Source organism: Myroides odoratimimus, from assembly GCF_004337635.1.
Taxonomy (GTDB): Bacteria; Bacteroidota; Bacteroidia; order Flavobacteriales; family Flavobacteriaceae; genus Flavobacterium; species Flavobacterium odoratimimum.
Window position 1 is genome coordinate 606510 of the sequence record NZ_CP037427.1, and the last position, 12023, is coordinate 618532.

Below are 12023 nucleotides of genomic sequence, written 5' to 3' on the forward strand. Positions count from 1 at the left end.
ACTGACTTTTGAAACTTATTTATACTAAATAATTAGTCAATAATTTCAGTTACCTGACCAGCACCTACTGTTCTACCTCCTTCACGGATAGCGAAACGTAAACCTACTGATAAAGCGATTGGGCTTAATAACTCAACAGTGATAGTTAAGTTATCTCCAGGCATAACCATCTCAGTACCTTCTGGTAATTGGATTGTTCCAGTTACGTCAGTTGTACGTACGTAGAACTGTGGACGGTAGTTGTTATGGAATGGAGTGTGACGTCCACCTTCTTCTTTTTTCAAGATATAAACCTCAGCTTTGAATTTAGCGTGTGGTTTTACTGAACCTGGTTTACAAATAACCATACCACGACGGATATCAGTTTTGTCAATACCTCTCAATAATAAACCTACGTTATCTCCAGCTTCTCCACGGTCTAAGATTTTACGGAACATCTCAACTCCTGTAATTGTAGAAGTTAATTTGTCAGCTCCCATACCGATGATTTCAACAGCATCTCCTGTATTAGCAACTCCAGTTTCGATACGTCCTGTAGCAACAGTTCCACGTCCTGTAATTGTAAATACGTCTTCTACTGGCATTAAGAATGGTTTCTCGTTGTCACGTACTGGCTCTTCGATCCAGTTGTCAACTTCTTCCATTAAATGTAATAATGCATCAACCCATTTTTGCTCTCCGTTTAATGCTCCTAAAGCAGAACCTTGAACTACTGGTCCATTATCACCATCATATTGGTAGAAAGATAATAAATCTCTTACTTCCATCTCAACAAGTTCTAATAACTCAGCATCATCAACTAAGTCAACTTTGTTTAAGAATACAACGATTCTTGGAATACCTACCTGACGTCCTAAAAGGATGTGCTCACGAGTTTGTGGCATTGGTCCATCAGTAGCAGCAACTACTAAGATAGCACCATCCATTTGAGCAGCACCAGTAACCATGTTTTTCACGTAATCCGCGTGACCTGGACAGTCAACGTGTGCATAGTGACGGTTTTTTGTTTGGTACTCTACGTGAGAAGTATTAATTGTAATACCACGCTCTTTTTCTTCTGGAGCATTATCAATTGAATCAAATGAACGAGCTTCTGAGAATCCTGCGTCAGCTAATACTTTAGTAATAGCAGCAGTAGTAGTAGTTTTACCGTGGTCAACGTGTCCGATAGTACCGATGTTTAAGTGCGGTTTCGAACGATCAAAAGTTTCCTTTGCCATGATTTAATAATTTAATCTTAGTTATATAATTAGTGTTCAAATATAATAAAAAAACCTGAGCCAATGACGGGATTTGAACCCGTGACCTCTTCCTTACCAAGGAAGCACTCTACCCCTGAGCTACACCGGCTTGATGCTTCTTATTCTCTGTGGGGAGAGCAGGATTCGAACCTGCGAAGGTTTCCCAACGGATTTACAGTCCGTCCTCGTTGGCCGCTTGAGTATCTCCCCTCAAACCATGTTTGATATTACTTTTCTTTGAGCCGATGGAGGGACTCGAACCCACGACCTGCTGATTACAAATCAGCTGCTCTAGCCAGCTGAGCTACACCGGCAAATGACTCAATAGAAAAAGTCCGCTATTTCTAACGGACTGCAAATGTATATATTTTATTGATTAAAAAAAACAATTTACTTATTTTTTTAAATTAATGAGCTTTGATTTTCTCTTTGTGTTTTACCACTAATCGCTCTAGTGCATCTGCTCCAGCATCCACACCTTCCTCGAAAGTTTTACACGTTTTTTTAACAATCATCTCATCACCCGGAACCAATACTTTTATTTCCGTAATCTTATTTTCTTTTTCATTTGTGTTCTCTAATTTAAAAAAAACATCTACTGAAACTATCTTATCATAATACTTTTCGATTTTTAACAAACGCTCGTTTGCAAAATCTACCAACTTACGATCCACATTGAAATTAATAGCTTGAATGTTTACTTTCATAATTAACGGTTTTAAAAGGTTATTTTTCTTTATTCTTCCCTCTTGGATGCGAGTTTTGATACACTTTCTTCAACTCACTTAGATTAATCTGTGCATATCCTTGTGTAGTTGATAAGCTTTCATGCCCCATTAGCTCTTTAATCGAGTTAATATCCGCTCCTCCTTCCAGAAGATGCGTAGCAAAAGAGTGACGCAACATATGAGGGCTTTTCTTCTCCTTCGTTGTTGCATTACTAAAGTATGAATTTATTACTCGATAAACAAACATTTCATCAACTTTCTTACCCAATTCTGTCACTAAAAGTATCTTAATCCCCTCCACAGAACCCAAGACCAAACTCCTTGCTTCGAGATATTTTTTTAATAACATTTCTACACTTCCTAATAATGGTACTATACGCTGTTTTGACCCTTTTCCTGAAACGCGAACTTGATGCAAATAAAAATCAACATCTTCTACTTCTAAAGCAACTAACTCCGCTCTACGAAGTCCAAGACAATACAACATCTCCACAATCAACAAATCTCTCAAAGAATTAAAATCTTCTTTTCCTTCAAACATGGCACGCACTGTATCTATCTCTTTTACCGAAAAAGGCAATTGTAATTTCTTTTCTACCTTTAATGATCGATGAAGGTACAGCGGATTAGTCTCCACCTCACCTATCTTCAGTAAAAACTTATAAAAAGAACTAAGTGCACTTGTCTTCCTGTTGATTGATCGATTAGTCAAGCCTTCTTCAGACAACTTCACTATCCATAGACGCACACCATCATACCCCGCCTTTAGATAATCTAAAGACAGTTGCTCTAAGAAAGAAACATAATCTCCAATATCGTTCTGATAAGCTATAACTGTCTTGTCAGAATACTTTCTTTCTTTCTGTATATACTCAATAAACTTTTCTAAATTTTCAAACATAAAAAAACCGTTGCAACAAAGTTAATACTTTATTACAACGGTTATTTTTTAATATTCAATACTTATTAGATTTCTACTGAATCTCTCAAGTGTTGAACGTATGCAGCTTTTTGCATTTTGTCTCTTTTAAGTACAGACGGTTTTAAGAATGCCTGACGAGATCTTAACTGACGTAAAGTTCCTGTTCTGTCAAATTTTCTTTTGTAGCGCTTAAGTGCTCTATCGATATTTTCTCCGTCTTTAATTGGAATGATTAACATGTTTTCATACACCTCCTCTCATTAGTGGTGCAAAAGTAAAACTTTTTTAATTCATGACAATAAAAAAACAACTTTTTTTATTTAATCAAAAGAATACTAATTAAATTTAATATTAACTACTAACTAATCAATCCCTACTTCAGATATAGTATAATAAAAAAAGAGAAAATCAACTTCTCTATTGACCTTCTCTTTAATTCTATCAAATTAATTCTCCGCTAACCAGCTCTTAAATTCACTCACTCTTTCTCTACTCACAATCACCTCAGCTGTATAATTCTTCATCGTTAGTTTTAACCGAGAAGTAGATAATTGTATAATCTGCTCTATATAATCGATGCTCACTACTTGAGATCTATTCACCCGAAAGAACTTCTTCGGACTAACCGTTTTAATAACAGCCTCTAGAGACTCCTCATCTAACAGATGAATCTTACCTTCCACTGTCGAAATATACACTCCTCTATCCTCTCTATAAAAACATACTACCTCATCCACCAACACCATCTTTATCTGCATCCCCACTTTTATCATCAGCCGTTTTGCATAGTTACTCCCCCCTATACTGTGTCTGAGGCTCTCTACCGTCTGTGTTGTACTGCGTTGTTGTGTCTTGTATTTATTAATAGCACCTAACAACTCTATTGGCTCTATCGGTTTTAATAAATAATCAATGCTATTTAGCTTAAATGCCTTAATCGCATAATGATCAAAACTTGTGACAAAGATAATAGCGCTCCTAACCTCTACTTGCTCGAATATCTCTAAAGATAATCCATCTGCTAACTGTATATCAGCAAATATCAAATCTGGATGCTCATGTTGCATCAACCAAGGTATAGCCTCTCCTACAGAATACAATATCTGCTGTACCTCGAATCCTAGCTTCTCCAGCTCTCTTGTCAGCAGTCTCGCTGCAGGTTTCTCATCTTCTATAATTACTATTTTCATCAACTCTCTATTCTAACTAAAGGAATTCTAACACTAAAACTATCTTCCAAATCACTTATCTCAATATCTTGCTTCAACATCAACTTGTTGCGCTTAGACAAATTCTGTAATCCCAGTCCAGATGAATACACTTCTTTGGGCTTAGCATATTTTTCATTCCACAGTACTAACCCTCCTTCTTCTATGCGCAATTCTACTCTAATACTTCCCTCCGAAGGAATTACATTGTGCTTTACTATATTCTCAATCAATAGTTGCAAACTCAAGGTAGGCACTTCTACATCATCATACTTCATCACCTCTTCACTAATGCTAAATGCTATTGCATTGTCATATCTCACATTGAGTAGATAGACATAATCTCTTATAAAAGATACTTCGTCAGATAAGTTACACAAGGGATAGTCTAACTTCTCTAATACATATCTATATATCTTAGAGAACGAACGGGCAAACTGTTCTGCCTTTACTGGATCTTCTTGGATTGTACTGATGAGTACATTCATATTGTTAAACAAGAAATGGGGAGACAGTTGTTCTTTCATCCCTTCTATTTGACTTTTTTGTAGCTCTATCTCCATCTCTCTATTCTTTAATTCTAACAACCTAAGTTCATCGTGATAGGCAAACGTAAACACAATAAGCAAAATAAAAGTACTTAATAACAATGCTCCTAAAAAATTGCCAAAACTTAAATGTTGCCCAAGAAAGAAAGCTTTAAAAGACAAGCTATAAAATAAATTCAAAAGTAGCGCCAAGAATAAGTAATAAGAAACTATAGATGTCATAATGCCATTGACAAAAAAAACAGCGTTACGAGTAATCTTACTCATAGCTATTTCATTTTTAGCATCTCGTTTATCCATTACCCTACACACCCATGCACTCGTTAATACATTAGCTGCGTAAATCAACATCGACAATACAAAAGACAAAAACGTATTTTTCAAAAAACGATAATTTATCAATAGCTCACCCAAGCTTAACTCGCTATTACGAAAAGTAAAATACGAAATAACCAAACTGATCAGTACCGATATACTACAGGCCAATACAATATGTCTACGCCAATTAATATTCATTTCTACTTTTTTCATATACTAATTTACTACAAACTCATCTAATTTACTTCACTTTACACATTTCTTGTGTTTTTAATGCCCAATCTTTCCCCCATGATGGATAGAATGGCACATCACTCTCCTGTTTATCGAATAGCTCTATCGACTTCTCTAGCATCTTACAGTAATAATCCATATCTACCTTCATAAACTTAGCACTATTAATCTGAAAACTTGCCACAGAATACACTGCTCTCGGATTAGTAGGATCTAACTCTATCGCCTTATCATACGCTTTATTAATAATTGGAGTCTGCACCATTCCCTTATTCATCGGATCAGTAATTAACTCTAGCGTCTCATTCATCCCTTTTAACACATACCACTCGCTTCCCCCCGTTTCTAACCATTGGTCTATTAGTACGCGATTAGCCATCACGATATCTTCTACGGCATCAGCCTGTGGATTACTAAACCCTCCTGTGATACTAATAAGCACCTTGTAGTACACCGGTATCCAGTTCTCTTTATCAGACATCGCTATACGGTCTAACATAGCCACTGCCTCTTTCGATTGCCCACTTTGCCATTGTTGCATCGCTTTTTGCATTCCTGCTTCGTATTTAGATTGTCCGAAACTCACTACACTAAATACACCGAATAATAAAATTAATAACTTTCTCATCTTTCTAATTATTTAATTACACAATAAATCTACACTGACGATTAAACCTTTAAAAAACGAACTGCGCGAACTGTTGTTTCTAATGTCTCTACTGTTTCTAATGTCTCTACTGTTTGTATTGTTGTTTTACAAATTCTCTAATTGGTTCTTCTTTTTATCTGCACTTATCGTCCACATAAATCCTACATATATAAATCGCTTCGCAGAGGCATTCGTTACATCAGGTTGTCCTCCACGTTGATTAAACTGATAAGCGTATACAGGATTTCTACCTAACAAATTATCTACTGATAAGTACACTATCTTTTGCCCACTGAATAGATAAGCCCAACTCATACTCACATTGTGTACCGGACTACTTTCATAAGTAGTTTTATTAGTAGTATTTATATCGTGGAAGTGACGTGGACTACTGTAGTTATACGTCATACTCACCTGAGATTTCCATTGATCTATCCAGTACTTCGTCACCACAGAGAGGTTGTGCTTTACTACATAAGACGGCTGTATCCATTCGTTCCAATACATCTCTTTGCGTTGAGAGTCTATGTAAGTATAGGTTACCCAATAGCTAAAATTCTTAAACGTGATATTATCTTTCCAAAACAAGTCAAATCCCTTTGCATATCCCTCTCCTAACTGTGCATACTCACTTGGCTTACCTAATGGCGTTAAGAGCAACTTACTATAATCTTTATAGAACATCTCTGCTCTCAATAGACGCTTTCTAAACTCATAAGTATAGTTCAGTATATAATGGTTAGCCTGCATCCAGTCTTCTTGTTTCACTGCTAATGACTGCTCTAAGTTCACAGCCTGATTAAACACGCCATACGAAAAAGACATCTGATGCTTAGGTGTCATCTGATAAGTCAACATCGCACGTGGCTCTACTGTCCAATCTGATATTTCTGAATACTTACTCGTTCTCAAACCTGCCCTCAATGACAAGTCTGACGTTATCTTCCAATTGTTCTCAAAAAACAGTGCCCATCTATTCGCATCCGTACCAAAGGCTTCTGCTCTACTCCCTTCACTTCTCGTCAAATCTAATTTAGAAGCCTGTACATCTACCCCTACAAAAGACTGAAACTGCCCATTCCACTGATAAGAAAACTTCACCTTCTGATTCACATCCCAACTAATCTTCTTTAAGCTCATATCATTGCTATCTCCTGTATAATCCATATACCCTAACCCTGTACCAATATCAAGTCGCATATAAGGAGTAAGCTTCTTAAAGAACACACTATTCATATACACATTACTCGACTTAAAGCCTAGTGTATCTACTCGATTACTTGGCTGTATCTCTTGCTCATACTTGATGGTAGAGAAGTCCACAGCAGTATATAGTTTATATCCACCATCTTTAATCTCGCGCTTATACATCATCTCTCCAGAAGCTGTAGAGAAAGGCTTTTTAGTATTATATCGCTGTTTTACCACTGTAGTATAGACTCCTAAGTTTAGATAGTTTAGACTATATGACAGCGAGTTCTTGCCCCACTGATGTGTCTGTGCGAAGCTCCCTCCTACAGTAGAGATAGAGTAGTCTCTACGCGATGGATCTATCTCATCCGAAGTATCTAACTGTAATACTCCCGATAACGCATCTCCAAACTCTGCACTATACCCCCCTGCTGAGAAAGATATTCCCTTAAACAGAAACGGATTAAACTTAGAGCGCACAGGCACATTACCTACAGAAGAAGTATAAGGCTGAAACACCCTTACACCATTGACGAATATACCACTCTCCTCTGCTCTACCTCCACGTATCAGTAGTCTACCATCCTCTCCATTCGTCTGCGCCCCTGGCATGGTACTTAGTACTCCCATAATATTACCGGGACTCCCTGCAGTACTCACTACATCCATTGCATTTAACCCAATACTCTCTGCGCGTTCTCTTTTATTCTTGCTATTCGCGATGATAAGGATTTCTCCCATCACCTCATCTTGACTACTTAACACAAAATGTTCATTATAATTCTCCTTTGTATTGATTTCTACATCGAGATTGCCATACTGTGCATGCATTAACTTCAGCACGCCACTCACTACTGTATCTGTAACTATAAAACTGAAATACCCTTTCGCATCAGTCAATGCTCCCTCGAAGCTATCTTCAAGGTACACATTCACATTCTCGATTGGTTTATTCTTATCGTTTACCACTGTACCCGATAGCAGAATCTGTTGTGCCTGTACAGCACCTATACATAAGGTTAATAACAAACATAGTAGTGTTCTCATCTTTCTTCTTGATTAATTCTATCACAAACGTAATCTGACAACACAACTTCTGAAAAAATGAGTGCGTGAATGGGAGTATTTACTGCGCGAACGGAGATTAGTTAACAGTTTATTGTTATCACTTCACGGTTTTAGTGATGTGTATAAACTAGAGCTAGGTATCTTGAGATGCTTATTTATTCTTGCTGACTTATAGCCATAAAAAAAACGATTAATAGCTTTTAACTATTAACCGTTTTGTTAAACATTTCGTCTACACTACATTTTACCATATAAATAATTCATATAATCAAATGCAAAATCAGACAGTACGATAACAGGTAAATTCTCATATGGTTGATTTTCCAATAATATTCCAGACTCTTTCTTAACTCTAGTTTCCCCAATAATATTCTCCGACTTAAAAATCAAACCTAAAGTTACAAGTTCATCTAAAATAAATCTAAACTGGCCTAAATCCAAAGAGAGTTCTTTTATTTTTAAAACATTATACAACGTGTTATAAGATAAATCTCCTATAAGTTCTTCTATACTGCAATTTTTGATATTTCTCAACAGCTGAATATGTTTTATAGTTAGTCTATCTGTAAGATTCAAATATGTAATACTGATATCATAATCAACTTCTTGATTTAGAAAATATCCTTGAAGTAATTTCTCAAACATACTTATCTTTTCATCTTGATGAGTCTTCATTACATTTTGATTTAAAACCAACAAATAACTAACTAATTCCTCTTCTTTATCTTCAGAAATCCACATTCCTCTATTTTGTATACTCTTACAAATTTCAATTACTTTTGGTATCCATAGCTTTTCTCTTTTAGACACAGGACTAATGAGGTTTCTATAACTCAACATAATTGCAGAAGTAACTGCAGGTATATTCTTTGAAGCTAAATAAAAATCAGCAAGAACTGCTCCTACCTCAAAAATATCAATATTTTTATCCAAACTATTTTCTTGCATATTAACACTTTTACAACAAAGATAAATAAACTAAGATTACTCCATTAACTACATACTCTACCTAAAAACTCAAATAATCTACTGTACCAGTCATTTCAGCCCATCGTGCTGATAAGAACTTAGCATATTGCTGTGCTGATAATCCATAGCTCCCTAAAGAGTGTCCTTCATTTACCTCAACTAATACAGTATCTCCTGTCTCAGTCACTCCAAAGTCTAAAGCATAGGCATTAGGTTGGTTGTCAAAATCAGCTATCGCCTGTCTCACTACCTCTACATCTATTACCTTATCCCAATCTCCTTTATATCGTCTGATATCAAGTATATCTCTATAGCGAATAAAACATCTATACTCTGCCTTAAAATCTACCAATTCAGAACACAACACTACAGTTGGTTTACCTTCATCTATTAATCCTATAAAATCTAGTTCACTATTAAATACCTTACCTGCAAACTTCTTAGTCTCTACATCAGGTTTGACGAATATACCAAAGCGTTTTTGTTCCAATATCTCTTCCAACGTACTTGTCCAAATCTCCCTCTTTAGATATTTTCTTAACTCTTGTGGATAATCTATTCCTGTCAAATCTAAATCAATCCCAATATTCTTTAATCGTCTTCTTACATTGCCTATTCCTCCTACAACAATATCTTCTGGATTAGTATCTACTATATCCTCTACATCAACGTATTTTATGGTTTCATACCCAAAATGTTTAAACCCTTCATTGGCGATAAAGGCATTCACATTATAATAGTTTCCTTCTTTATCTGTCTGTATATATGTTCTCATTATTATTCAGCTTTTTTAAATATTTAGTCAAAAAGTATTGCCACCTTTACCGTGTTATTACATACAATACGCCTATATGATCATCGAAGTCAAAATCGTTCTCATAGACTAGTCCTATCTTCTCTAATACTTTAATCGATGCAATATTCTCTTTCATTGCTCTACCAATAATCACCTCTAGTTTTAATGAACCGAAGCCATACTCAAGGCAAGCCTTAGCACTCTCTGTAGCATACCCCCTATTCCAATACTCCTCAAAGAAGCGAAAGCCTATATCTGTCCTATCTATATCAGCATTGTACTTCAGTCCACACCACCCTAAAAACGCATTATCTTCCTTTCGAATAACTGCCCATCGTCCATATCCATTTCTCTCATAATCACTATAATGAGCTAAAAAAGTATACGCTTCATCCACACTCTCAAAAGTATCATCTCCTGTGTAGCGCATCACATTAGGATTAAGATTTAACTGATAAAAGTGTTCAGCATCTGCAGTAGTTAATTCTCTTAGTACTAATCGATCTGTTTCTAAAACGCTCTTCATGCCTAGTCATATTTCTAATAGGTTAATATTACGAATATTTAATGAAGTAACAATTCATAAACTCCTTATAAACATCCTATTCATTTTACAGTTGACCTACTTTGGAGTAAATGATCTGATTTGGTTAAAATAGGTATTTATGAAAAAACGATAATCCTTATCACCTCTTTATTGACAAGGCTTATAAGAAATCTGTTATGCCTTACTAAGCACGTTGTTCGGAAATTGTTCGGAAAAACATCGGTATTTAGTAGGATAAAGACCCCTTTTCCGAACGATACTAAATCTGTCTCCGAACCAAACTATATCCACAAAAACATATCATTACGAACATCCTATATTATACCTCGTCCCCTCCACTACCATATATATGGTATATTCTGAAAATGACTAATAAAAAACAAGGTTTATAAATATCTTTGCTTTGAATAATTTAGTACTTTAATCAAAAATATAGGTATCAGAACATGAAGAAATTCTTTAGTAATACAATAGTAAAACTTTTACTAGGGGTGATAGTTGGGCTAGTCATAGGCCCATATCTTACAGACAGCTTACTACAAATCATCTTATCTACTAGACATATACTAGGACAAATTATACTTTTCTTAGTACCACTAATCATATTAGGATTCGTGGTTTCGTCTATCGCTAAACTAGACAAGGGAAAGACTAGCATAATCGGTTTCTCTATTATTATTGCTTACTTATCTAGTATCGGAGCAGGGTTCTTTAGTAGTACTTTAGGGTTTAACATTATCCCTCACTTACAGATAGAGAAAAATGTAGAGACTCTTAAGGAGCTTCCAGCAATGTTATTTAAGCTAGATATACCTCCTGTATTTGGAGTAATGACTTCTCTGACACTTGCCTTAATGATCGGTATCGGTATTCTATGGACAGAGTCTAAACCACTAGAGCGTGCCTTCGATTCGTTTAAAGATATCGTATTGTTATTAGTAAATAGAGTATTAGTACCTGTATTGCCATTCTATATCATGGCGAACTTTGCATTACTTAGTTATGAAGGGTCTATACAGTCACAGCTACCTGTGTTCTTAACTGTGATTCTTATCGTGATAGTGGCACACTTTATTTGGTTAGGTGTGTTGTATACGATAGCGGGTATATACTCTGGGAAGAACCCATGGGAAGTAATTAAACATTATCCTCCTGCTTATTTAACAGCAGTAGGTACGATGTCTTCAGCAGCTTCTCTAGGTGTAGCACTACAGTCTGCACACAAAAGTAAAGTACTGAAGCCTGAGATCACGAACTTCACTATACCGTTCTTCTCTAATATACACTTATGTGGATCAGTATTGACAGAAGTATTCTTCGTGATGACCGTATCTCAAGTATTATATGGCGGATTGCCAACTATGGGGACAATGATCTTATTCGTACTACTACTAGGTATCTTCGCTATCGGAGCACCTGGTGTACCTGGAGGTACTGTAATGGCCTCATTAGGTATCATTGCTTCCGTACTAGGTTTTGACGATGCTGGTATCGCACTGACCTTAACGATATTTGCATTACAAGATAGCTTCGGTACCGCATGTAATATTACAGGAGATGGAGCACTTAGCCTTATGGTAACAAAATACAGTGATAAATAAAGA

Annotated in this window: 12 protein-coding genes and 3 tRNA genes; 1 reads left to right on the top strand and 14 read right to left on the bottom strand. The window is 36.0% G+C overall.

What is annotated here, in order from left to right:
- Positions 1-32 precede the first annotated feature (32 nt).
- The 14 genes from tuf to E0Z07_RS02980 all read right to left on the bottom strand — a co-directional run bounded on the left by tuf (position 33) and on the right by E0Z07_RS02980 (position 10398).
- The gene (tuf, locus tag E0Z07_RS02915; RefSeq protein ID WP_131540232.1) at positions 33-1220 is read right to left on the bottom strand and encodes an elongation factor Tu; all 1188 of its coding nucleotides are present in this window, start codon (positions 1218-1220) and stop codon (positions 33-35) included.
- A 58-nt stretch (positions 1221-1278) separates the two neighbouring features.
- Positions 1279-1350 (bottom strand) — tRNA-Thr (locus tag E0Z07_RS02920).
- 20 nt (positions 1351-1370) lie between these two features.
- A tRNA-Tyr gene (locus E0Z07_RS02925) sits at positions 1371-1451 on the bottom strand.
- Between the two features lie 30 nt (positions 1452-1481).
- Positions 1482-1555 (bottom strand) — tRNA-Thr (locus tag E0Z07_RS02930).
- Positions 1556-1648: 93 nt separating this feature from the next.
- Complete coding sequence (hpf, locus tag E0Z07_RS02935; protein WP_131540233.1) at positions 1649-1948, bottom strand: ribosome hibernation-promoting factor, HPF/YfiA family; 300 nt, start codon at positions 1946-1948, stop codon at positions 1649-1651.
- A gap of 19 nt (positions 1949-1967) precedes the next feature.
- The gene (locus E0Z07_RS02940) at positions 1968-2870 is read right to left on the bottom strand and encodes a tyrosine-type recombinase/integrase (protein WP_131540234.1); all 903 of its coding nucleotides are present in this window, start codon (positions 2868-2870) and stop codon (positions 1968-1970) included.
- 65 nt (positions 2871-2935) lie between these two features.
- Complete coding sequence (rpsU, locus tag E0Z07_RS02945) at positions 2936-3130, bottom strand: 30S ribosomal protein S21 (protein ID WP_038987509.1); 195 nt, start codon at positions 3128-3130, stop codon at positions 2936-2938.
- A gap of 207 nt (positions 3131-3337) precedes the next feature.
- Positions 3338-4081, bottom strand: coding sequence for a LytR/AlgR family response regulator transcription factor (locus E0Z07_RS02950; RefSeq protein WP_131540235.1), 744 nt, complete (start codon positions 4079-4081; stop codon positions 3338-3340).
- Entirely contained in the window at positions 4081-5031 is a 951-nt protein-coding gene (locus tag E0Z07_RS02955) for a sensor histidine kinase (RefSeq protein WP_225581495.1), read from the bottom strand. The genes E0Z07_RS02950 and E0Z07_RS02955 overlap by 1 nt, the downstream gene beginning before the upstream one ends.
- A 175-nt stretch (positions 5032-5206) precedes the next feature.
- A complete protein-coding gene (locus E0Z07_RS02960) occupies positions 5207-5827 on the bottom strand; it encodes a tetratricopeptide repeat protein (RefSeq protein ID WP_131540236.1) in 621 nt (206 codons plus the stop codon).
- A gap of 126 nt (positions 5828-5953) precedes the next feature.
- Positions 5954-8086: a TonB-dependent receptor gene (locus E0Z07_RS02965; RefSeq protein ID WP_131540237.1), complete on the bottom strand. Its 2133-nt coding sequence runs from the start codon at positions 8084-8086 to the stop codon at positions 5954-5956.
- 258 nt (positions 8087-8344) lie between these two features.
- Positions 8345-9055 carry a hypothetical protein gene (locus E0Z07_RS02970; protein WP_131540238.1) on the bottom strand — a complete coding sequence of 237 codons (711 nt, stop codon included), beginning with the start codon at positions 9053-9055 and terminating at the stop codon, positions 8345-8347.
- A 61-nt stretch (positions 9056-9116) separates the two neighbouring features.
- Entirely contained in the window at positions 9117-9851 is a 735-nt protein-coding gene (locus E0Z07_RS02975) for an ATP-grasp domain-containing protein (protein WP_131540239.1), read from the bottom strand.
- Between the two features lie 46 nt (positions 9852-9897).
- Complete coding sequence (locus E0Z07_RS02980) at positions 9898-10398, bottom strand: GNAT family N-acetyltransferase (RefSeq protein WP_131540240.1); 501 nt, start codon at positions 10396-10398, stop codon at positions 9898-9900.
- A gap of 467 nt (positions 10399-10865) precedes the next feature.
- Between E0Z07_RS02980 and E0Z07_RS02985 the strand changes: the two genes are divergently transcribed.
- Complete coding sequence (locus E0Z07_RS02985) at positions 10866-12020, top strand: dicarboxylate/amino acid:cation symporter (protein WP_131540241.1); 1155 nt, start codon at positions 10866-10868, stop codon at positions 12018-12020.
- Positions 12021-12023: the final 3 nt, after the last annotated feature.

Excerpts from the sequence above, each read along its gene's own strand:
- tuf (WP_131540232.1), bottom strand. The coding sequence starts at position 1,220 with ATGGCAAAGGAAACTTTTGATCGTTCGAAACCGCACTTAAACATCGGT.
- hpf (WP_131540233.1), bottom strand. The coding sequence starts at position 1,948 with ATGAAAGTAAACATTCAAGCTATTAATTTCAATGTGGATCGTAAGTTG.
- E0Z07_RS02940 (WP_131540234.1), bottom strand. The coding sequence starts at position 2,870 with ATGTTTGAAAATTTAGAAAAGTTTATTGAGTATATACAGAAAGAAAGA.
- rpsU (WP_038987509.1), bottom strand. The coding sequence starts at position 3,130 with ATGTTAATCATTCCAATTAAAGACGGAGAAAATATCGATAGAGCACTT.
- E0Z07_RS02950 (WP_131540235.1), bottom strand. The coding sequence starts at position 4,081 with ATGAAAATAGTAATTATAGAAGATGAGAAACCTGCAGCGAGACTGCTG.
- E0Z07_RS02960 (WP_131540236.1), bottom strand. The coding sequence starts at position 5,827 with ATGAGAAAGTTATTAATTTTATTATTCGGTGTATTTAGTGTAGTGAGT.
- E0Z07_RS02965 (WP_131540237.1), bottom strand. The coding sequence starts at position 8,086 with ATGAGAACACTACTATGTTTGTTATTAACCTTATGTATAGGTGCTGTA.
- E0Z07_RS02970 (WP_131540238.1), bottom strand. The coding sequence starts at position 9,055 with ATGCAAGAAAATAGTTTGGATAAAAATATTGATATTTTTGAGGTAGGA.
- E0Z07_RS02975 (WP_131540239.1), bottom strand. The coding sequence starts at position 9,851 with ATGAGAACATATATACAGACAGATAAAGAAGGAAACTATTATAATGTG.
- E0Z07_RS02980 (WP_131540240.1), bottom strand. The coding sequence starts at position 10,398 with ATGAAGAGCGTTTTAGAAACAGATCGATTAGTACTAAGAGAATTAACT.
- E0Z07_RS02985 (WP_131540241.1), top strand. The coding sequence starts at position 10,866 with ATGAAGAAATTCTTTAGTAATACAATAGTAAAACTTTTACTAGGGGTG.